At 28.7% G+C, this 24,506-nt stretch carries 16 protein-coding genes; 14 read left to right on the top strand and 2 right to left on the bottom strand.

Features of this window, described 5'->3' with window-relative positions; translation table 11 throughout:
• Positions 1–2 precede the first annotated feature (2 nt).
• The 7 genes from GXK56_RS16840 (at position 3) to GXK56_RS16810 (ending at position 13,077) form a co-directional block, all read left to right on the top strand.
• Positions 3–1,082 carry an HD domain-containing phosphohydrolase gene (locus GXK56_RS16840; RefSeq protein ID WP_160689501.1) on the top strand — a complete coding sequence of 360 codons (1,080 nt, stop codon included), beginning with the start codon at positions 3–5 and terminating at the stop codon, positions 1,080–1,082.
• Between the two features lie 164 nt (positions 1,083–1,246).
• Positions 1,247–3,544: an N-acetylmuramoyl-L-alanine amidase gene (locus GXK56_RS16835; RefSeq protein WP_160689499.1), complete on the top strand. Its 2,298-nt coding sequence runs from the start codon at positions 1,247–1,249 to the stop codon at positions 3,542–3,544.
• Between the two features lie 380 nt (positions 3,545–3,924).
• On the top strand, positions 3,925–5,940 hold the full coding sequence (locus tag GXK56_RS16830) for an N-acetylmuramoyl-L-alanine amidase (protein ID WP_202127902.1): 2,016 nt from the start codon (positions 3,925–3,927) through the stop codon (positions 5,938–5,940).
• Positions 5,941–6,343: 403 nt separating this feature from the next.
• Positions 6,344–6,742 carry a hypothetical protein gene (locus GXK56_RS16825; protein WP_160689495.1) on the top strand — a complete coding sequence of 133 codons (399 nt, stop codon included), beginning with the start codon at positions 6,344–6,346 and terminating at the stop codon, positions 6,740–6,742.
• Positions 6,743–7,011: 269 nt separating this feature from the next.
• Positions 7,012–10,089, top strand: coding sequence for a cadherin-like beta sandwich domain-containing protein (locus tag GXK56_RS16820; RefSeq protein ID WP_160689493.1), 3,078 nt, complete (start codon positions 7,012–7,014; stop codon positions 10,087–10,089).
• 260 nt (positions 10,090–10,349) lie between these two features.
• A complete protein-coding gene (locus GXK56_RS16815) occupies positions 10,350–12,212 on the top strand; it encodes a phosphotransferase (protein ID WP_160689491.1) in 1,863 nt (620 codons plus the stop codon).
• Between the two features lie 169 nt (positions 12,213–12,381).
• Positions 12,382–13,077 (top strand): sugar phosphate nucleotidyltransferase, encoded by a 696-nt coding sequence (locus tag GXK56_RS16810; protein WP_160689489.1) that lies wholly within the window; start codon positions 12,382–12,384, stop codon positions 13,075–13,077.
• Between the two features lie 135 nt (positions 13,078–13,212).
• Here the strand turns inward: GXK56_RS16810 and GXK56_RS16805 are convergent, their stop codons facing one another.
• Both GXK56_RS16805 and GXK56_RS16800 read right to left on the bottom strand, forming a co-directional pair.
• Positions 13,213–13,926, bottom strand: coding sequence for an NAD(P)H-dependent oxidoreductase (locus GXK56_RS16805; RefSeq protein WP_160689487.1), 714 nt, complete (start codon positions 13,924–13,926; stop codon positions 13,213–13,215).
• A 5-nt stretch (positions 13,927–13,931) separates the two neighbouring features.
• On the bottom strand, positions 13,932–14,540 hold the full coding sequence (locus tag GXK56_RS16800; protein ID WP_160689485.1) for a TetR/AcrR family transcriptional regulator: 609 nt from the start codon (positions 14,538–14,540) through the stop codon (positions 13,932–13,934).
• Between the two features lie 393 nt (positions 14,541–14,933).
• Between GXK56_RS16800 and GXK56_RS16795 the strand changes: the two genes are divergently transcribed.
• The 7 genes from GXK56_RS16795 (at position 14,934) to GXK56_RS16765 (ending at position 24,465) form a co-directional block, all read left to right on the top strand.
• On the top strand, positions 14,934–16,394 hold the full coding sequence (locus tag GXK56_RS16795; RefSeq protein ID WP_160689483.1) for an oligosaccharide flippase family protein: 1,461 nt from the start codon (positions 14,934–14,936) through the stop codon (positions 16,392–16,394).
• A 200-nt stretch (positions 16,395–16,594) separates the two neighbouring features.
• Positions 16,595–17,569, top strand: coding sequence for a DMT family transporter (locus GXK56_RS16790; protein WP_160689481.1), 975 nt, complete (start codon positions 16,595–16,597; stop codon positions 17,567–17,569).
• Between the two features lie 378 nt (positions 17,570–17,947).
• The gene (locus tag GXK56_RS16785) at positions 17,948–20,371 is read left to right on the top strand and encodes a diguanylate cyclase (RefSeq protein WP_160689479.1); all 2,424 of its coding nucleotides are present in this window, start codon (positions 17,948–17,950) and stop codon (positions 20,369–20,371) included.
• Positions 20,372–20,436: 65 nt separating this feature from the next.
• A complete protein-coding gene (locus GXK56_RS16780) occupies positions 20,437–23,133 on the top strand; it encodes a sigma-54-dependent transcriptional regulator (protein WP_243156155.1) in 2,697 nt (898 codons plus the stop codon).
• A gap of 260 nt (positions 23,134–23,393) precedes the next feature.
• Entirely contained in the window at positions 23,394–23,696 is a 303-nt protein-coding gene (locus tag GXK56_RS16775; RefSeq protein ID WP_160689477.1) for a PTS sugar transporter subunit IIB, read from the top strand.
• A gap of 76 nt (positions 23,697–23,772) precedes the next feature.
• Positions 23,773–24,093, top strand: coding sequence for a PTS lactose/cellobiose transporter subunit IIA (locus tag GXK56_RS16770; RefSeq protein ID WP_160689475.1), 321 nt, complete (start codon positions 23,773–23,775; stop codon positions 24,091–24,093).
• A gap of 63 nt (positions 24,094–24,156) precedes the next feature.
• Entirely contained in the window at positions 24,157–24,465 is a 309-nt protein-coding gene (locus GXK56_RS16765) for a PTS sugar transporter subunit IIB (protein WP_160689473.1), read from the top strand.
• Positions 24,466–24,506 lie beyond the last annotated feature (41 nt).

The following is a 24,506-nucleotide window of genomic DNA, read 5'->3' as shown; positions in this document are numbered from 1 at the left end:
GAATGGAGAAACAAAAAACAGTAATGATAGTAGAAGATACAGAAGTAAACATCGATATTTTGGTTGATGCACTTCAAGATGAATATGAATTAATTGTTGCTATTAATGGAAGTGAAGCCCTTGAATTAATTGAAGAACAAAAGCCAGATTTAATACTCTTAGATATTATGATGCCAGAGATGGATGGATATGAAGTTTTAAAAAGACTAAAGGAAAATTCAATTTTAAATCAGATTCCAGTTATTTTATTGTCTGCAATAACGGATAGCGATTCGAAAACTAAGGGATTTTCTTTAGGAGCTGTTGACTACATTACTAAACCTTTTGAAATTGTTGAAGTTAAGGCTAGAGTTATGACACAGCTTAGACTTGAAGAGGCACGTATAGTATTAGAAAACCAAAATAGTATTTTGGAGGAAAAGGTAAAAGAAAGAACTAATCTTATTGAAAGAACAAATTCTGCTACAATATACTGCCTAGCTGCTTTAGCTGAAACAAGGGACCCTGAGACAGGGCAGCATATAAGGAGAACTCAAGAGTATATTAAAGAATTAGCATTAGAACTGCAGAAAAATGGAGAATATGAGGATATACTCACTAATGAATATATTGATCTATTGTATAAATCAGCACCATTACATGATATTGGAAAGGTAGGAGTGAAGGATAGCATTTTGCTTAAGCCTGGAAAACTGACAGCTGAAGAATTTGAAGAAATGAAAAAACATACAATTTATGGTGGGGAATCATTAATGGTTGGGATAAAAGAGTTAGGAGAAGAATCTTTTTTATCATTAGCTAAAGAAATTGCATTAACTCACCACGAAAAATGGGATGGCTCGGGATATCCTTATGGAATGTCTAATAAAGAGATCCCAATATCAGGGAGACTTATGGCACTTAGTGATGTCTATGATGCTCTTACGAGTAGAAGAGTTTATAAGGGCGCATTTACCCATAATGATGCTAAAAATATAATCCTAGAAGGAAGAGGAACCCATTTTGATCCAGACATTGTAGATGTATTTATAAAAATTGAAACGAAGTTTATTGAAATTATGGAAAGATTTAAAGATTCATAGACAGAGAGAAACGAGGGGCATGTAAGTCATACTCTAAGAGGAATAATTGACTTGTTAGAAAAATAATTGTGAATATATGATTAAAATAACCATAAATTTTCAAAATTGCCTTTAATGCATTAGCTTTTTTTGTTAGAATTTAAATTAGGAGGTGGCAGACTGTTTTGAATATAAAAAATAAAATAATTACCTTTGCTTTAACTTTTGGAATGTTATTGTGTTTATTTCCAACATTAAATGTAAAAGCAGCGACAACAGACTTTAAAATAATATCGGATACAGAAGTTACTGTAAAGGATGCAAAAAAATGGGCAAAATCTAAAGGAGCGACTGAAACCTTTATTGGACTGGCAGATCTTTATTACGAATATGCACCTGAACATGGTGATGTTAATCCAGCCATTGCTTATGTACAAGCAGCCAAGGAAACTGGATTTGGAAGATTTGGCGGAGTTATAGATGAAAGCTATAAGAATCCATGTGGATTAAAGATAGCGGCTGGTGGAGGAGATACAGATCCAAATGCCCACCAAAAATTTAAAACATGGGATCAAGGTGTACAAGCACATTTGGATCACTTAGCACTATATGCAGGAGCCAAGGGATATCCAAAAGATGCTGAGGATACTTATGATCCAAGGCATTATGCGACTAGAAAAGGAGTTGCACCTACAGTAAGTTCATTAGGGACATACTGGGCCCCAAGTCCTACATACGGTCAGGAAGTAAGCAAACTTTATCAAGATTTAATGGATTCTGCTGGAGTAAAATACGAAAAGGATCAAAAAGATTCTAATGATAGGGATAATAATGAAACATCAAATTCAGTCCCTAATCCAGGAAAAGTTGAAAATAAACCAGAAGCATTAAATGCATCAGAAGTTATTCCAGAAAATCAAATGCAAAATGTGAATAAACCTAGTGATAATAGTATAAATATAACATCCAATATTGGATGGAAAAAGGAAAATGGAACTTACTATTATTATAAGTCCGATAATACAAAGGCAATTGGATGGATAAATCCAGATGGGAATTGGTATTGCTTGGATGACGAAGGTAAGATGATTACAGGTTGGAAAAGTGATCAAGGGAAGAAGTACTATCTTGATTCTTCAGGTGCTTTAACTAAAGGATGGAAGAAAATAAATGATAATTGGTATTTCTTTGATCCATCAGGAGTTATGACAACTGGAATTCAATATGATGGCTTAGCATTATACTATTTGAAAGATTCAGGAGTTATGTCAGAAAAAGAAGGTTGGTTTCAATTAAATGACAAATGGTATTACTCTGAAAAAGGTGGAAAAATAAAAACAGGCTGGTTCAATGAAGATAATAAGTCATACTATCTTCAAGGTGATGGTAGCATGGTAACTGGCATTAAGAAAATAAATGGCAAGACATATTTGTTTAACAATAGTGGAGCTATGACAACAGGATGGACAGAGCAAAATAATCATTGGTATTACTTTAATACTGATGGAAGTATGGCAACGGGATGGATTACAGATGGGGGAAGCCGTTATTATTTATATGATACTGGAGCTATGGCTAAAGGTTGGATTCAAGTTAATGGCGATTGGTATAATTTAAAGGAAAGCGGAGCTATGACAACTGGCTGGATTACATCTGGTAGTGATTACTATTATTTAGATCCATCTTTAGGAAGACTGGTTACTAGTACTACAATTGAAGGTTATAAAATTGGTTCTGATGGAAAAAGGAAAGATTCATCAAGTCAAAATAATAACGATAATGGAACTAAGAACAATACAATAGATAATCCTTTTAACAATAGTAACAATAGTAACAATAGTAACAATACTAATAATAGTAATAATGGAAATTCAAATGGTAAGAAGACTATTGTAGTTGATCCAGGACATAATTATGGTGGAGATGGTGGTGCAGTATCTAAAATTGATGGAGTAACATATAGTGAAACAGTATTAAATATGCAGGTTGCATCAAAATTAAAGTCTGAACTTGAAAAAAGAGGTTATAATGTAGTGATGACTAGAAATGAAGGTGACAGAGAAACGTTAGCTGAAAGGGCAAGTCTTGATAAAAGGGCAACTATAGCTAATAATTCTAATGCTGATTTCTTTATAAGTATCCATCATGATTCTGCTGATTCAGCATCAGCTCATGGAGTAACAGTTCTTTATACTAGTAAGCCTCAAGAGGCTAGCTTTGGTGGAAGAAATGATAGTGCAAAACTTGAAAAGAGCAGAAAGATGGCAGCTCTTATAGCTGATAATATTGCAAATAAAATCAATGTATATAATAGACATGACAGAGATCAAGAATTACTTGTATGTAGAAATGTAAATATGCCTGCAGTATTAGTGGAAACAGGATTTATAACAAACAAAGAAGAAGCAATTAGATGTTCTGATCCAGCTAGCCAGCAAAAGGTAGCTGAAGCTATAGCAGAGGTTATTGCAGCTAATGTATAAAGGATATGCTAGATGATTGGAGAGTCCAAATGGAAATTTGGACTCTTTCTTTTGGCGTTTTTCTTAAAGGTGAATTTCATAAAACAGTATAAACCTATGAATTGCAATATTATAAGACTTTATGTTTTTTATTGCTATTTATTTCCGAGGAAATAAGTTTTATGGTAAACTAAGTATATATTTCTTGGTAGGAATACGATTTTTTTTGTCGTATTAAAGTACCTAAAATAAAGGAAAGGTTTGTATTATATAATGAGACAGAAAATTTATACTAATATTTATTGTTTAAAAGAAGCTTTAAATGAAGTAAAACTAACAGAACGGAGGAGGCTGTTTTGAAGATTATTAAGAAATGGACCAGATTTCTTTTTGCTTTTACAATGGTTTTATTACTATTACCTGGAGCAATTGCCCAAGCAGCTACAGTGGACAACAAAATAATATCTAATACTGAAGTTACAGTAAAACAAGCTGAAAAATGGGCGAAATCTAAAGGCGCAACTGATAATTTTGTTGGACTTGCGCAGTTGTATTGGAAGTATGCACCAACCCATGGAAATGTTAATCCAGCTATTGCATATGTACAAGCAGCAAAGGAAACTGGTTATGGTAAATTTGGTGGAGTTTTAAATGATAGTTACAAAAATCCTTGTGGAATGAAAACAGTTGTTGGTGGAGGAGATACGGATCCTAATGCCCATCAAAGATTTAATTCTTGGGATGAAGGTGTACAAGCTCATTTGGATCATTTAGCACTTTATGCAGGTGCAGATGGATATCCAAGAAGTAGCACATATGATCCAAGGCATTTTGTAACTGTTAAAGGAAAAGCGGTAACTGTAAATGCATTAGGTGGAAAATGGGCGCCAAGCCTTACATATGGTGAAGAAGTAAACAAACTTTATGATGATTTAATGGCATCAGCTGGAATTTCATCTAAAACAGATAGCACAACTGTTGAAAATACAAATAAAAATTCAACAACGAATTCAGGTGAAAATAAGACTAGTTCAAGTACTGGCAAAACAGATACAACATCAAGTAATGAAACAAATAAAACATCAAAAACAGAAACAAGTAAAACTACAACAAATTCAAATGAGACAAATATGCCAGCAGGTTTACAAGCAACAGAACCTATAAAGAGTTCAGTTAATAACAGTACCAATATTTCATCATCAATTGGATGGAAAAATCAAGGTGGAAATTGGTATTATTATAAGTCAGATGGAAGCATGGCTACAGGATGGATTAAGCCAGATAAAGACTGGTATTACCTTTATAGTAATGGAGTTATGGCTAAAGATTGGATTAAGTTAGGAAGTAATTGGTATTATCTTAATTCAGGTGGAGCAATGCAAACTGGTTGGTTAAAGGATAGCGGAAAATGGTACTATCTTCAAGGAGATGGAACTATGGTAACTGGTTTAAAGCTTATTGATAATAAAAAGTATTTCTTTGATATAAGTGGTGCTATGAGAATCAATTGGTTTCAAATAAGTGGTCAATGGTATTACTTTAATTCAAGTGGAGAAATGATGACAGGTTGGGTTAAGGATGGCGGAAAATCATATTATTTATATTCAAATGGAATAATGGCCACAGGATGGATTAAGCTTGGAAATGATTCGTATTACTTAAATAATTCTGGAGCTAGAATGACAGGATGGGCTCAATCTGGAAATAATACTTATTACTTAGACCCAGCTACAGGAATTATGGTCAAGGATACTATTATTAATGGATGGAAAATAGACTCAGAAGGTAAAAGAGGAAACAAAATACCAGGAGCACAAACTAAGGTGATTGTAATAGATCCAGGACATAATTTTGGTGGAGATGATGGAGCTTATGCAACTAGCAATGGAACAACATATGCAGAAAGAGATTTAAATATGCAGGTTGCAGCTAAGTTAAAAGGAAAACTTGAAGCACAAGGTTATAAGGTTATTATGACGAGAAATCAAGCAGATAGAGAAACTGTAGAAGTAACAGAAAGTCTTACTAAGAGAGTAAATATTGCTAATAATGCAAGGGCTGATTTATTTGTAAGTATACATCATAATTCAGCATCTCCAGCAGCTAGTGGAATTGAAGTTTATTATAGTTCAAAATCACAAGATGAAGCTTTTGGCAGTGGTTATAGTGATTCAAGACTGTCAACAAGCATGAACTTAGCATCAGCCATTTCAGCATCTATGGCAAATAATACTGGAGCAATAAATAGAGGAGCTAAGGATGGTAATTTATTTGTTTGTAGAAATACAAGTATGCCAGCAGTGTTAATTGAATGTGGATTCATAACAAATCCTGACGATGCTCAAAAATTAGCAGCTTCATATTATCAAGATTTAGAAGCAGATGCAATTTCAAATGCAATAACATCAATAATATAAATTAATATTAAAGAGGCGTATCAAGTTGATACGCTTTTTTAATAAACTATTGGCTCTTAATTCTTACTTATTAACTGAGTTTAAGCTTATAATTTCAGAAAAGTTCCGTATTTGAGCATGCCAACATTTTCATAGGTGAGAAGTTCTAGGTTGAGGAGTAGCTTATTTTTTCATAGATGAAAAGTTCTGAATTGTGGCATAGTCACCTTTTTTATAAGTGTACAAATTAATTATAAAGGGTTAATACTTTATAATTAGAATTTATAAAAAATTAATACAATATTTAAATTATATACATTGATACTTTCCTAGTATTAGATTATATTTTAAAATAATGGTATATTAATAATATATAATTACAGACAATATTAGATTTCAATTTGCAGGAAATGGGGTGGGGAAAATGAATTGGTTGAAAAAAATCATGGAAGGCAGATATGGAGGAGATAATCTATCAAGGGCATTATTATTTTTGTCACTATTTTTATTGCTAATAGTGGGCCTTCTACCAAAATCATTATCAATTTTATCAGTTATAGCATATGTTCCGACAATTATATGTATATATAGAATATTTTCGAAAAATATATTTAAAAGACAAAGAGAAAATTATAAGTACCTAAGATTAGAAAGTTATGTAATAAAAAGGTTTAGGCAAAAAATGATTGTAGCAAAGGATTATAGAACTCATAGGTATTTTTCTTGCCCTGATTGCAAACAATGGTTAAGAGTGCCAAGAGGACAGGGAAATATAACAATTACATGTCCTAAGTGCAAAAAGTCATTTAAGGGAAAATCTTAAATACAAAATGAAATAAAAGTACCTTCTATAGTATATGCAAATTGTATTATATTATAGGAGGTTTTTTCTTTTATATTAAAAAAATGTGTATAATATAAAATATAAGTATCTTAAAAAGAATGGTGCAAATTTATTAAAGATAGGAATAAGTGGTTCGATATAAATAATGTAGTGTAATTTGACTTAATACATAATATAATGAAGAATTATTAAAATATTCAAATGAATGATGTTTAATTTAAATAAACAATTTAGGAGGGTGACAATAAATGAAGAAAATGGGGAAGAGGTTTATGGCATTATCTATAGTATTTGCAAGTGTAATGTCATTTTTACCAGTGCAGTTTGGATCAAACGGACAACCTGCCAAAGCGATAACTACACAAATACAAGTAAGTGGAACACCAGCTCAGGCTGGCGGAAGTGGTATTAAAGTTATTAATGGTGAATATGCTACAGACGAGAGATATAATGACTTTACACTATCTGTTGATTATAAAATTAAAACTAAAACTGTTACAGACATACCAATTGGCCAAAATGGAGTAATAGAGCAAGAAATTATGATAACTAAAATAGATGGAATTGAATTGGAGGCAATGCCTAATTTAGACAGTGTAACTGATCCAGATGAGGCTAACAGATTGGAAACAGAAGTTTTAAATAGGAACAATATTAAGTTAGATGCAATTGGAGTTAAACTTGATAAAGGAACCGAAGTAATTACAGATAAAAGTGGTAATAAAAGAATTGGTATAAAAATAACTGGATTACCTTTTGGTGTCAATATACTTGAATATAGAATAAGAGAAAGGATGACAGTTAATGAAGGGCAAAAAGATCCGACGTCTACAGATCCAAATGCAAAGATATCTAAATTTGTAGACCAAAGTAGTGAGTATTATCCAAGTAGCTCTAGATCAGATACCATTGTTATACAACATGCTAATAAATTTGTTCAAGAAAAAATAAGTCCTATGACTTTTAATTCATATATTGGTGACAAAAATAATATTGATAAAGACATTACTAGTAATGTCCCTCCATTTTTATATTCACAAAAAGGAATAGCAGATCCTAATTGTCCTCTTAGATATAATTTTGATGTATCAGATGCTGTTTTAACTTTACAATATATAATGCAATTTAATCCGAATGTAGTACCAATAAATAATAAAACTGAAGTGTATAAAAACGGAACAAAAGCAGATGTTACTATAGATAACGGAGCTATAAGTGGTTTCTTAACAGACTTAGGAACATCAGATTTAATTGTGGTTAAGTTGGATAATAATGGGGAATATGTTAGTAAGTCATATGCTATACAATTAAAATATAATACTATCAATGCAGATAAAGACTATACATTAAGAAATGCAGGGATAAAAAAGTTATACTATGAAGCTGATGATAGCGTGCAAGTATATATCGGCAAAAAATTCAAGGTAGATACTTCAAGTGGAATACCTAATTATATAGGAGAAATATATATAGATAAAAGAGCTCAAATGATTTCTATGATACCTGAATTGGGAGCTCAATCAAATATTGCATTTAAGCTGACAAATCATTATGATTCTGGAAAAATTGAGACAGGTAGAATTGTAAATGGTCAGACAAATCCATATGTTGATTTTAATAAAGGAGCTGCAAATCAATTATGGCTTGAAGTTTATGAAGGTAAAGATGGTAATATAAAAGAAGGAACTTCGGCATTAGTAATTTATAAATTAGACGTAAAATTTATAGATGGTACAAACGAAAGTGCAGTAAATTTTGTTGTTGGTGATAATGATGGAAATGGTGTTGAGGATGGTTATGCATACTTAACTCAACCAGGAAGAACTGATATTTCAGAAAAAATACAATTTAGTCCAAGCAGACGTACTTACAATTTAAATTTTAAAGATAATACAACTAATGATGTTACAATTAATCTTGCTGAACCAAATACCAAATATAAAGATGGTACAACAAGAAGAGAGTATATAAAAATTTGGGGAGGTACTAGTACTCAAAGTGATCTGCTAACTGAGCTTACTGATTCAACTGATAAAAAGCCATTGGTTAATGTTGATATAGAAAAATATAAAAAAATAGTAGTACAAGCTTACTATGATCAACTTTATTACAAAAAAAATCCAGATGGAACAGAATCAGATACCGTTGATGATACCAAAACTAAAACATATCCATTGGGAGAAAAATATACATTTTATATAGCTAAGAATCCAGATAAAGAAGACCCAACGGCTGAAAAATCTAATGATGCTACCTTAAGCAACATAAAAGCAAGCAATGGAACTATAAAATCAACAGATGGAAGTAGTGGTTTTTCAAAAGAAAAAAGTAACTATACTATTAAAGTTCCTAAAATAGATACATCATCAGCTATAACTGTAACAGCAACAAATAGTAATGTTAAAGATATTACAGCTTCAATTGCTGAAACTCGTGATGAATATGGGTTGACTTCAGGAGAACCATTTGAATTTCCGCTTAATGCTAAGGGAACAACTAGTATTAAGATAGTTGTTACAGCAGAGGATGGCGTTACAACTAAAACTTACAATGTATCAATTACAAATGATACAAGAGGTGCTAGTGCATTATTAAAAGATGTAGTAACCGACAATGGAAACTTTACCTTTGATCCACAAAAAGATGTAAATAAAATACGTGTGGATCAAGCTATAAATAAGCTTATGGTTTCACCAGTTCCTGAACAGGCTGGTTCTAGGGTTACTGTAAATGGAACAAATTATGCAGGTAGTCCAGTGAAAATAGATCTTAGGGGATCTCAAAAAACTGATATGACTATAACAGTAACATCAGAAGATGGAAGTGCAAGTAAGACTTATAATTTTGAAATTTATAGAACAGATTCGCCTATAGACAATAATCAAGATGATAATAAAGAAGATATTTTTTACGATGAAATTGATAATACTTGGGTAGATTTAAGCAAATATGAAGAGTGGGGTTCTATAGATGGAAAAGAAGTTTACTTTGATAAAAAAGGTAGACAAGTAAAAGATAGATGGATAACTACCAAAGGAGTAACATATTACTTAGATTCAAAAGGATATAAGGCAAAAGGCTGGAGAAAAGAAGTTGGTGGAAAGACATATTATTTAGATCCAAACACAGGAGCAATAAAAACAGGTTGGATGAATCAAAATAATAAATGGTATTACCTAGGCCTAAATGGAGTTATGCAAAAAGGCTGGTTACAATTAAATGGACATTGGTACTATTTTACACCAGAAGGAGAAATGGTGACTAATCAAAGCATGTTTATTGATGATGGTGTATATAGATTTGCTACTGATGGAGTTATGTACTAATCATAAAGTCACTCAATAAAATAGTATTATTAGATAATTTTATATAGTTTTAAATAAAGATTGATAATGCATGTATCTATATGCATTATTAATCTTTATTAGTTATATATCAAAATATATATTAAGATTTAGAAATTGGAAATTCATAATTGACATGAATAAATATAGGTAATATAATAAATGTAGTTCATATTTCGAACAGAAACTGGGATTTAGTTGAAATAATAGAAAATATATTTCTTCGAAGAATGGAGGATACTATGTTAGAGGATAAATTAGAACTTTTGAAAGCGCTAAATGATAATTTTAATATTAATCAAAGGGAATTATCAAAAAGGACAAATATGTCGTTAGGTAAGGTCAATGCTGTCTTAAAAGAGTTTACAATGGATGGGTTTATAGATAGAATTACTAACAACAGAGGGACATTATATAAGGTGACTGAAAAGGGCATGAAGTTTTTAGAGGAAAATATAACTTCAGCTAAAAGTACAAGATTAAAACTTCATGAAGAAGAAAAGAAAATTGTAAAGCAGGCAGTAATATTAGCAGCAGGTAGAACAGAAGAGTTTGATAGACCAGTAGGAATGCTTGAAATTGAAGATTTTAAGTTAATAGATAGAACTTTAAACATATTAAAAGAAAATGGTATTACTAAAATAGTCATTGTAACTGGATATGAAAGCAAGTATTATGAAGAGTGTTTCAAAAACAGCAAAAATATAATATTAGTAAAGAGTGATACATACAAATGGACAGGAACCATGCATTCATTGTCTTTAGCTAGGGATTATATTGATGATGACTTTTTATTAATAGAAAATGATTTGATTTTTGAAAAAAGAGCTATTAAAGAATTAGCAGAAAGTCCAAATCGTGATTGTATACTATTTACAAATGAAAGTGGTTCGGGAGATGAAGCTTTTGTTGAAATAAGGGACAACCACTTGTTTAAAATGTCAAAGGATATTCATCAATTTAATAGAATTGACGGAGAAATGATAGGGCTTACAAAAATTTCTTATAAATTATATACAATGATGTTAGAAGAATTCAAGGGAAATGTTAATCCTTATTTAAATTATGAATATGTACTTTTAGATGTGGCTAGAAATTACAATATAGGATTTGTAAAAATAGATGATCTTGCGTGGGGAGATGCAGATAGTAACAAGGAATATGAAAAAATTAAAAATTATTTGTATCCAACTATAAGGCGTAGAGAGCTTAGCTATGAAATAAATAGTATAAAAAATATTGTCTGCGAATCACTAAAAGTTAAAGAAGAAGATATCACAGAAGTAGAAGCAGCTGGTGGAATGACAAATAAAAATTATAGAATTTGTGTTAAAGGAAACAGATATATACTAAGAGTAGCAGGAACTGGTACAGAGCAAATGATTAATAGAAGAACAGAAATGTTTAATTCTGCAATTGCATCAGAAAAAGGGTATAATGTAGAAGTTCCATATTTTAATCTTGAAACAGGAGTTAAAATATCTAAATTTATAGAAAATGCAGAAACATTAACCCATAGAAGTATAAAGAAGGAAGAAAATTTAAAGCAAGTTACTGACATATTAAGAAATTTGCATGAATCAACAGATTTTCATATGGATAATGAATTTAATGCGTTTAGAGAACTTGAAAAATATGAAGGTATTTTAAAAGAAGACAGAGGAAGCTTTTTTGATGATTACGAAGAAGTAAGAGAAAAAGTAATGGCTCTAGAAGATGAACTAAAGGCATGTAATAGGGTGTTTGTACCTTCACATAATGATTTAGTTTCTGAAAATTTTGTTAAAGATATTGAAGGAAGAATTTATTTAATAGATTGGGAATACAGTGGAATCAATGATGATATGTGGGATTTAGCAGCATTATCACTAGAAAATGAATTTTCAGAAGATGATATAGAATTAATGTTTAGACTATATTTTAGAGGAAAAGAAGTTGATAAATATGCAAGAAGAAGATTATTAATACATCAAATATGCCAAGATACTTTATGGTCAGTTTGGACACTAATTAAAGAGGCAGAAGGTGATGATTTCGGTACTTATGGAATAGATAGATATAATAGAGCTAAGGAATACTTAAAACAGTTATCAGTTAAAATTTAACAGTATAGGATAAAATCCTTTCGAAATTTTAGAAAATATATTTATTTAATTTTGAATTAGAATGGAAATTTTTAATATCTAATAGTATGCAGTAAATGAGAAGAAATTATGAAGAATGTTCATTATAACTGTAAGCTCTAAACTGTTAACTGAATTAACGAGGTGTGATATGAGAGCAATTTTAATGGCAGCAGGTATGGGCACAAGATTAAGACCACTTACTGAAAATACTCCAAAATCTTTAATAGAAGTAAATGGAATGTCTCTACTTGAAAGGCAAATAATTAATTTAAAAGAAATAGGAATTAATGAGATTATTGTTTTAACAGGTTATTTACATGAAAAATTTGATGACTTGGTTGAAAAATATAAATTAATTAAAGTAATTAATGATAAATATGATATTTACAATAATATTTATACAATGTATTTAGTTAGAGAATATCTTGAAGATGCATTTGTAATTGATGCTGACAATTACATAACGAGAAATTTCTTGCCAAAAGCTAAGCCAGAAACATCAGTATACTATTCGGCCTGTAAGGAAAACATAGTGGGCGAATGGATTTTAAAGTACAATGAGTCGGGAAAAATTTTCGGTGTTGATATTGGAAAAGATGGAGATAAACCTAGTTTTATAATGTCAGGAGCATCTTTTTGGACTGCAAAAGATGCAAGATTAATATGCAAAAAAGTTCAGGAAGCAGTTGAAGTAAATAATGCTATGGATATTTATTGGGATAATATAGCGGTTGATAATCTTTGTAATATGGAAGTTTATATTGAGAAAATAGAATCTAATGATATATTTGAAATTGACTCAATTGCAGATTTAGAATATCTTAAAAAGAAACTTCATATATAGCTTATAAAAATATAAATGGTATTTTTAATGATTTATACATTAAAAATACCATTTCTTTATGGATAAAAAATTATAATAATACTGGTTTTATGTTTAATTAATAAGATATGTAATAGATCAAGAATTAAATATGTATTAGTGTATTTTTCTTGTGATATGAGCGTATTCTCTATTCTTTTTTAAGTTAATAGGGATTACATTAGTATGTCGATTTTTAAAATTTGGTTTAAATACATAGGGAATTATTTTATTTAAAACAGTTCCATTGGCAGAGTGGAATGTTGCGTATTTGTTCAATATTTTATTTGAAAGCTTAAAAATTCTTTTGTTTATTCTAAGTTTCGTTTTCAAGTCTATATCTTCCCAATTCATTTCATAAATAGTCTCGCCAAATCTAAATATATTATTTATACCCAAAAAAAATAAATTTTTCTTTAAATTATTAACAGTATGAGGTAAACCCGCTCCAGCTGCAGTAGACATTACTAAACCGATTTTAGCATTCATGAAAGTTTTTCTATTATATTCATCAGGTTTATAAAATAAATAATTTAAAAGTGATTTAAGTTCAGCAGTAATATCACATTGAATGACTGGAGAAGCAAGAATAATTAAATCTGATTTATCAACAGAAGCTGTAAGATAATCTATAGAATTAGATTTAAGGTATATAAAGTCACCGTTTACATAGCATGAAAAAAATATATCAGAGTTACTAGAAATTTTTTTTTCTAAAAAAAATTCTTTTACAGTTATTGGAGTGGTAAGTTTTAAATTATTTAATAATAATTGAACACAATTATATGTGCAAGCTTTTTTAGTAGTTCCGTAAATAACAGAAACATTCACAAATATCATCCTTTCAATGTATACATATCTTTAAATTCAGTTATATGTTTCTTTAATGAACTAATGTCATTATCTGTTATAGAATCTTGTTTATAAAATAATAGAAACACTGGAGAATAGAATTGAAGAGCGAGAATATATGGATCTTTTCTTATTAAGATATTAGAAGTCATAAGACCTTCGAATATTTTGGACTGAAAATTAAGTACATCATTAATAAATAACTTACAATATAAATTTGCAATTTTAGAATTATTAAACTGTTCAATTGTAAGTAATTTTCTGAATTTAACTATATATTCATCTTGAAGGCAAAATTTAAATGTATCTAAGCTCTTAATAAAAAATTGATCATCTGCCCATTTAATTTTATCTAGCATAATGTCACTTTCATCAGTTTCTACTAGTAACATATTTGATAAAAATTTACTTATATATTCTGAATATACTCCAACTATAGTATCAAAAATATCTTGCTTATTTTTGAAATGATTATAGAGGGAACTTGCTTTTATTCCAACGGCTTTAGCAATATCTCTGACAGAAATAGCATTAAAGCCCTTGACTGAAAATAGATTTAAGGCTTCATAAAGAATCTTTTCTTTAGTATTCATAAATACTCCTTATTAAATATTATTAGCTGCATTTTAATTATTCGTATTAATGATATTTGTGAATTAAATAGATGAATTTTATATTTTAGGAATATCACTTTAAAATTACAATGAATGAGAGTTTTATAAAACACTAAAAATAAAAATAATATTTAGTGTTTTAAAAATATATCAAAATACAGCAATAATATAATTTTTACATTAAACTAACATTTGTTAGTTTAATTATAACCAAAAATGATAAAAAAGTCCATGATTTTCAATAAAATATATAAATTTGTAAAGTAAATTGACAATAAATATACTAGAATGTACAATTGAAAAAGTGAAAAAAGAAAGAAATATAGGATATAGAAATTTTTATGTGCCTATATTTTATGGAGGCTAGAAAAAATGGCTAAATCAATTTCAAAAAATGCAATTTTTAAAGCAATGTTGAACTTATTTAATATAATTTTACCTATATTGGTAATACCATTAGTAAGTAGATCCTTTGGGGATGAATTATATGGGTATATGGGGTATGGAGACTCCTTGACAGCATACTTTTTGATATTTGCTAGTTTTGGTATTTATCAATACGGTTTACGAGAAATAAGTAAGGTCCGTGATGATAAAACTAAGTTAAGTCAAACATTTACAAGTTTATTTATTTTTACTATTGCTACAAACACTATTGCATCCATTGCCTACATGATATTTGTATATTTTTATTACAAAGATCAACCTTATTTTTATACATGTATGGTTTTAGGATTAAACTTGGTTTTCAATATGTTTTACGTTGAATGGGTTAATGAAGCACAAGAAAGTTATGATTTTATTGCTATTAAGACTATGGTAGTCAGAGTTATATATTCAGCATTAATTTTACTATTTGTCAGAGAAAAGAATGATTTTTTATTTTATTTGTATTTGGTTGTAGGATTTAATTTTATAAATAACATAATAAGTTTTATATATGTTAAGAGAAGAGTGAAATTTGATTTTTCTAATTTAGAATTTTTAAAGCATATAAAGCCAATGTTTTATGTTGTAATACTTACTAGCACAGGCGTATTATATACACAGCTGGATAAGATAATGTTAAAGGATAGTCCAGGAGGAACCACTGCCGTTGGTTATTATTACATGGCTCAAAGGGTAGCAAGCATAATAAGTACATTATTACTAACATTGGTTCAAGTTACTATGCCTAGGCTTTCTAATTACTTAGGAAAAGAATCAAGAAATGAATATTTGCTATTATTAAAAAAAGTAATAAGAATATATTTTATAGTTTTGTTTCCAGCGTCCATAGGATTGTTTTGTCTTTCTAAGGAAGCAATATATATTTTTGGAGGAAAAGATTTCTTGGGTGCAGTTCCAGTCATGTTTATATTTGCAATACATATGCTTGTGATAGGAATTGAAAGTGTAATAGCCAATCAAATAATATATCTTCACGGAAAAGAAAAAGAAGACGCAATATTAGTATTAATAGGTGGTGTTATTAATTTATTATTTAATATAACATTAACTATAACTGGTACATTTAATATGGTAACAGCTATAGCAACCACGCTTATAGCAAATATTATCATTTTAATTCTTGAATATAGAATGGTTAAAAAGGTCATACAGTTGGATATAAAAATATTTTCATATGAAAATATTAAGTATTTCTATTATTCCTTAATATTTATACCAATAACATTTGGAATAAAATATCTAATAGATAATATACTTATAGCTTGTATAATTGAAGTTGGAGTATGTGGATTAGTTTATTTATTTATACTTTTAATTTCCAAAGATGAAGTTTTTTTTGAAATGCTAAATAAGGTACTTCTAAAGGTTAAATTAAAAAAATAATTACATTAAACATATAATAATAAAAACATATAGTATGGAATACTAAAATTATAAATAGTGTTCTATACTATTTTTTTATTTGAAAAATAATTTTACCTGAACGTATTGCTATGAACAATGAACAATGTTAATATAAAATTGTTCACAAAATGAACTTGAACATTTTGGATTGAATTTGTTATATTTAAGGGGGACTTTTTATGGAGATTAATAAAGGTAATTATAAAGTTGGTGTGGCAAGTGGTATAACTTCTGCTATTACTTGGGGATTAGATACAGTTTTAATGGCAATAATACTTTCAATGAGTCCATTTTTACCGGAAGGTGCAGTATTTTTAGCACCATTTATTACAGCATTTTTTCATGATACTTTTTCAGCATTATGGACATTTATATTTCTTGCTTTTAAGAGACAATTAGGTAATTTATTTAAAGCAATGAAGACAAAAAGTGCATTATTTGTTGTTTTAGCAGCTCTTATGGGGGGACCAGTTGGTATGACTGGATATTTAATAGCTGTTAAGCTTATTGGACCATCTTATACAGCTATAATTTCATCATTATATCCAGCAGTTGGAGCAATTTTAGCATACTTTATATTAAAAGAAAAAATGAATAAGAAAGCTTGGATTGGATTAATATTTGCAATTATAGGAGTATCAATAATAGGATATACAGCAGGAGATTCTGGAACTAGTATTGTAGGCTTTTTATGTGCTTTCCTATGTGTATTTGGATGGGGAAGTGAATGTGTTATTTGTGCATATGGTATGAAAGATGATGAGGTATCTTCAGAATTTGCACTTCAAATAAGACAATTAACATCAGCAGTTGTATATGGAGTGTTGATAATTCCAATTGTTGGTGGCATAGGACTTAGCTTTGAAATTCTAAGGACAAGCGTAATTTGGTGGATTGGAGCAACTGCATTATCAGGAACAATATCATATTTATTTTACTATAATGCAATTTATAAAATTGGAGCAACAAGAGCCATGGGATTAAATATAACATATGTTGTTTGGTCAATTGTTTTTGATGTATTTATTAATGGACGTGCAATAGATTTAAAAACAATTGTATGCAGTATAATGGTTATTGGAGGAGTTTATTTTGTAGCAAAGGCTCCAGAAGAAGAACCAAATGAAGAACCTCAATTAGCTGAGGTTGAATAATCGGTAATATAATTTAAGAATGCTAGGTAAGTTAATTAGGAATGACTTACCTAGCATTTTTTTAAATTAGTATTTATCTAAATTATAATTATAAAAAATATATATAATGATGAAAAAATTTGATAAAATTGTTTTATAGTATATTCATACAAAATTATTTAAAGAATTACGTTATTTATTAGATTATAATAACATATTCCATACAAAAACTAGCTAAAAATATGTTATAGAATGTTAGTGAATTGAATAATACAAAATTTTTATATACATTTATAAATAAAATTAAAGAATAATAATAGAAGTAAAATTTTTTAGGAATTATGGTAAGAAAAATTAGTTTCATTAAATTCTTATATGATAAATATAGGAGGTAATATTATGAATATAAGAAGAAGATTTGTAATTTTTTCAATAATTTTAGGAATAGTGCCTGTCATTATTTCAACAAGTATAAGTATAGCAAAATTTAATGATAAATATAGAGATCTTGTTGAAAAAAATATTATTGCTTCCGCCCATGATCAGGCTATGCATCTAGAATATTTTTTTAAGCAAAATGTTGAAGATCTTAAAATTACTTCAAATATGCCTGTAACTAAAGATGTGTTAAATGAGTCTAATAATAAAATTAACAATGAAAAAAATAAAAATAATATAGAAATCTTAAATCGAACCTTAAGTGATATAAAAATAGAAAAGTTTTATTTAGATATGGTAGCATTAATTAATGAAGATGGAATTGTAATTTCGGCTAGTGATATTGAAAAGATTAATCAAAAGATTATGATTTCAAATGAAGAGTTGAAGAAACTTACAAATAGTAAGGTAGTTTTTACAAATATAATGTGGAAAGCAAATGAAACAAGTAGGAATATGATTATTGCGTTTCCTATATTTATGAATAATAAATATCAAGGAGCAATGATTAATGTGATAAATATGGGATATTTTGAGAATATTGTAAACGATGTTAGTTTTTATGATAATGGTAAAATTGTAATAATGGATGAAAATGGAGTAATTGCATCTAGTAATAGTGACAGTCTTAAAGAGAATATTAATAAAATTGCATTACCGAATACTTTATATGAACAATGGAAAAGAATAGACTTTGAAAAAAATCCTAACGGCGTTATAGAGTATACTATAGATGGCGTTGAAAAAATAGGCCATTATTCAACAATTGAAGAAGCGGGTTGGATAGTATTTAGTGCAGTGGACTTAGAAAAATTTAATAAGCCAAGAGATAAAAACATAATTAATATAGTTATAATTTTGGTATTTATTTTTATAATAACAATAATTTCATATATGCTCATTATTAATTATTTTTCTAAACCAATATATAAATTATTAAATGTTATAAGAAAAATTAAACAAGGAGATTATAGTGATAGATTTATATATAACAGAAATAATGAATTTGGAGAAATAGCTGAAGTATTTAATGATTTAATTGATAGTATAGAAAAAAATAAGAAATATATAGAAGCTAAAAACAGAGATTTAAAGTCAATTACGTCCAATGTACCAGGAGGAGTTCATCGTTGCAAAATCATAAATGGAGATTTTTATTTTGACTTTTTAAGTGGTGGTTGTTTAAATCTTTTAGGGTATGAAAAGTATGAATTTAAAGACATTTATAGGAAGAAAATAATTAATTTAGTTTATGAAAATGATCGCGAAAGATTATTAAAGGAAATAAATGAACAATTAAATAAATCTAATAAGTATACTGTTGAATACAGAATTAAACGAAAAGATGGAAGTATTGTATGGGTATTAGATAATGGACAAATAGTAAAAGATAGAGAGGGAAATACCTTTAGTTATAATGTGGCAATAAATATAACTGAATCAAAAATAACTCAGGAGGAACTTAAGCATAGTGAAGAGCGTTATCGTATAATAATGTCTCAAACAGAAGATATAATTTTTGAATGGGATGTTATTAAAGATACTATATACTTTTCTGAGAATTGGAAGTATAAATTTAATTCTCCTAAAATTATTGAAAATGTTAGTAAAAGTATATTTGGAACTGATATTATTTATGAAGAGGATATTAGAAAGTTTAGAAAGTTGTTAAATGATATTGTAAATGGAAACACATATGAGGAGGAAGAAATTAGGCTTAAGAAAAATAATGGAGAATACATTTGGTGTAAAATAAGAATCACTGCTATGTTTGATGAAAATGGATATATATTTAAAGCTGTAGGCGCAATAATTAATATTCATAAAGAAAAAATAGAAACTGAGGAGCTTTTATTTAAAGCTCAAAGAGATAGTCTAACTGAATTGTTTAATAAAGGAAATACTCAAAATATGATTGAGCAATATATGATAAATAATGAAAGTGATGCTATTGGTGCATTATTTGTAATAGATGTGGACAATTTTAAAGCGATTAATGATGATTTAGGCCATTTAGCTGGTGATAAGGTATTAAAAGGTATTTCATCAATGTTCTTAGAAGTATTTACAGAGGACTCCATTATTGGAAGAATTGGCGGAGATGAATTTATTGTATTTTTAAAGGATATAAATTCAGAGGAAGCACTTCGTAAAAAAGCAGATGAGTTGGTTAATGGTTTTAAAAGAGAATTTATAGAGGTGACAAAAGAATATAAAGTGTCAGGAAGTATAGGAATTGCTTTATATCCACAACATGGAAAGTCATTTAAAGAACTTTTTGAAAATGCAGATAAAGCAGTATACCTGGCTAAAAAGAAAGGAAAAGATATCTATTGTCTTTTTGGTGAGGAGTTAACTGATAATAATTTATCTGGAGATAATTAATCATAAATATTTTGGAGGAAAGGTTTAGGTACTAGAGAGAAAAGGTGTAAAGAGGAGGGTATTAATTGAGAAAACGAATTGACTTAATATTTGATAAACTTAAAGAATTAGTAGAATTTAATATAGATGGAGTTTCTGCAACTGATATAGCAGAAGATTTAAATTTAAGCAGGGCAAACGTGAGTAATGATTTAAATAAACTTGCTGTAAATGGAAAGGTTATTAAGATAAAAGGAAAACCTACATTGTTCAAGCCAGTAATTGAAGAGTTTGAGGGAGAAAGTAATTCTAGCACATCTATAATATACAAATTTTCTGAATCAAATCCTAGTTTGTATTCAGCAATAGAGCAAGCAAAAGCAGCTATATTATATCCACCCAATGGGATGAATATTTTATTACTTGGGGAGACTGGAGTTGGTAAATCCACCTTTGCTTCATTAGTACACAAATATGCAATTGAGATGAAGGCTAAAGATGCAGATAGTCCGTTTATAACATTTAACTGTGCAGATTATGCAAATAATCCACAATTGCTATTGGGACAATTATTTGGAGTAAAAAAGGGAGCTTACACAGGAGCTGAAAGTGATAAGGCAGGATTAATAGAAAAAGCAGATGGAGGAATTTTATTTTTAGATGAAGTTCATAGGTTACCGGCAGAAGGTCAAGAAATGTTTTTCACGTTTATGGATAAAGGATTATATAGAAGGCTTGGAGAAACTGAAAGTGAGAGACATGCTAATGTATTAATAATAACAGCAACTACTGAAGATCCAGAGAATACATTATTAAAAACATTTACTAGAAGAATACCTATGGTTATAATGATACCTAACTTGAAAAAAAGAGGGATGGAAGAGCGATTTAATCTTATAAAACAATTTATGATGGAGGAATCTGGAAGACTAGGACAATGCATAAAAGTTTCTATAAATTCAATAAAAGCATTTTTATCCTATGATTGTGAAAATAATATAGGCCAATTAAAAACAGATATACAGCTTGCTTGCGCAAAAGCGTATGCTGATTTTTTATCAAATAGGAAAGATGAAATAAAGATAAGCAGTTTAGACTTACCTTCATATATTAGAGAAGGTCTTTATAAGGAAACTGAACATAGGAAGCTTTGGAACAAACTTATTGATATAAATAAAAGATATTGCATATTTGATAAAGATGAAAATGGAATAATATTCGAACAAAATGTTAATGATGAAAATATTTATGAAATGCTGGATTTAAGAACACAAGAACTTAAGAAAGATGGAGTATCTGGTATTGAACTTGAGGAGGAAATAGAAAAAGATATAGGTGATTATTTTAAGAAATATGTTAATAATTTTACACGCAAAGTAGATATTAATAATATAAAAAGCATTGTGGAAGAAGATGTTATGAAGGTAATAGAAGAAGTAATAGCATTTTGTGAAGAAAAACTTGGGATAAAGCTAGATAAAAAAATTTATTATGGGTTATCGGTTCATATTAGTAATTCTATAGATAGAATCCGTAGGAATAAGAAGATTATAAATCCTAAATTAAATAGCATAAGGGAAGAATCTAAGAAGGAATTTAGTGTGTCATTAGAGGCTTTAAAGATAATAGATGAAAAATTGGATGTAGATATGCCTATTGATGAAGCAGGCTTTATAGCAATGTTTTTAAGTTATAATGGTGAAAGCTTTAAATATAAGAAAAATGATGTTAGGGTAATGATAATTGCTCATGGCGCAACTACAGCAACTTCAATGGCAGAAGCAGTAAATGGTCTACTTGGAACCAATAATGCTATAGGGATTAATGCTCCAATAGAAGAAAAACCTAAAAATATATTAGAAAAGACAAAAGAATATATTAGAGAACATAAAATAAAATCAGATATACTATTTTTAGTCGATATGGGTTCATTAACAACTTTTGGACGTGAAATAGAAGATACATTTAATTTAAAAACAAGAACTATACCACTTGTGAGTACTCTTCATGCGCTTGAGGCAACTAGAAAATCTATTATTGGATATTCATTAGATGAAATATATAGAGAGACCCTGGAGGTTAATAATTTATATGACAATGATATTTTAGACTATGAACCAGAAGAGGAACAGGAGAAAAAGTTAGCTATAGTAACAGTATGTACAACAGGTGAAGGTGGAGCTAAGACAATAAAGGGAATGCTAGAAAGAAACTTAAATTTTGACAAAAATTTGATTGAAATAGTTCCAATAAATTTCATAGGTAAAGAGAGTATTTATGAAAGAATAGAAAAATTAAAGAAAAAATACACACTAATTTGTTTTGTAAGTCCATTTGAACTAGATGTAAACTATCCACAATTTATGTTAGACAGTATTATTGAGGGAACCTGTACTGACGAAATTCAAAAACTCATAGATGTAGAAAAAACATATGTAAAAATGGAAGAAACTTTGGATCGTCAATTAAAAAATATTGATGGGAAAATAGTATTAAAAGATATAAAAAAATTTAATGTGACTGTATGTGAAGCTTTAAATAAAAATATAAGTACCAATATCCTTATCGGAATAACTTTTCACATAGCATGTATGATAGATAGAATAAAAGAAAATCAATTTATTGATGAATTTGAAGGAAAAGAAAAGTATATTAAGGAGAATTTTGATTTATATAGGATAATTAAAAGCGCATGTGCATCTTTAAATACTAAATATTCAATTACTATTTCAGATGATGAAATATGTTGTTTAATGAATTTTTTTAATAATAAAACACATTAGCAATGTGTTTTAAAAGGTTTTTAAAAAGTAAAACACATTTATACTTTTTAAAAACCTTTTGTTTTTCAGTGAAGTGTTGAAAATACTATGTTTAAAGAATATGTTTAGTAAAGTGTTTTAAATAGAAAGTTGGCACGATTATTGCTTTATATATAGGCATAAGAAAACTAAAACAAAATACATTAAAAGTATAAAGTTTGGCAAAATAAATATTGGCTTTCAATAATTTTAGTTTTAATCAATCAGAAAGGAAAATATCAATGAAAAAAATCACATTAATCTGTGCAGGTGGATTTTCAACAAGTATGTTGGTATCAAATATGGAGAAAGCTGCTAAGGATAAAGAAATTAAAGTAGAAATAAGAGCTACAGCAGAATCAAAATTTAGAGAGTATGAAAATGATACAGATATATTATTGTTAGGACCACAAGTGGGATATTTGTTTGAGAGACTTAAACAAAGATATTCAAAATATAATATGGAGATTTCAGTCATAGATAGTGTAGATTATGGAATGATGGATGGTGAAAAAATACTAAATAAAGCTTTAAAAATTCAATAATTCATATTAAATTAAGAAGTTTATAAACAAATAAAATAGATAATACTATTTAATAATTAGAATTGGGGGAGTTTAAATGAATGAATTAGAAATGGCAATTATGAATATTATAATTAATGCTGGTGATTGTAAGAATCATGCATATATGGCGCTTAATAATGTAAATGAAGGAAAATATGATGAGGCCGAGAAGGAAATGCAGTTAGCAGAAGATGCCTTAGGAAAAGCACATGATGGGCAAACAATGTTTCTTCATAAAGAAGCTAGTGGTGAAAAAATAGAAATGTCAGTTTTGTTTGTACATGCACAAGACCATTTAATGACAGCAATAACTGAAAAAAATCTAATAGAACAAATAATTGAATTAAGAAAAATTGTAAATACTATAATTAAATAAATGTTAAGTGTTGCTTATTACAAATATTATATAAATTTTTTATACAAATAAGGAGGAATTATTATGATAAAAATTAGATTATTCTGTGCAGCAGGTATGTCAACAAGCCTTTTAGTAAGTAAAATGAAGGAGGCTGCTAAAGCAAAAGGAATAGAGGCAGATATTGAAGCTTTTCCAGAAGGACAAATGGATAAACATCTAGATGATGTAAACGTTGCCTTACTTGGGCCACAAGTTGGATATACAATAGCAAAAGCTAAAAAAATATGTGAACCAAAAGGCATCCCAGTAGATGTAATACCGATGGTTGATTATGGAATGATGAATGGAGCAAAAGTACTTGATTTTGCATTGAAATTAATTGGGAAATAAAACTTTTAAGTTCAGATAATAAAATTCCATGTGATTTAATT

The sequence above is a fragment of the Clostridium sp. C2-6-12 genome, from assembly GCF_009928485.1.
Taxonomy (GTDB): Bacteria; Bacillota; Clostridia; order Clostridiales; family Clostridiaceae; genus Clostridium.
This window is presented reverse-complemented; position numbering and strand designations above follow the sequence as displayed.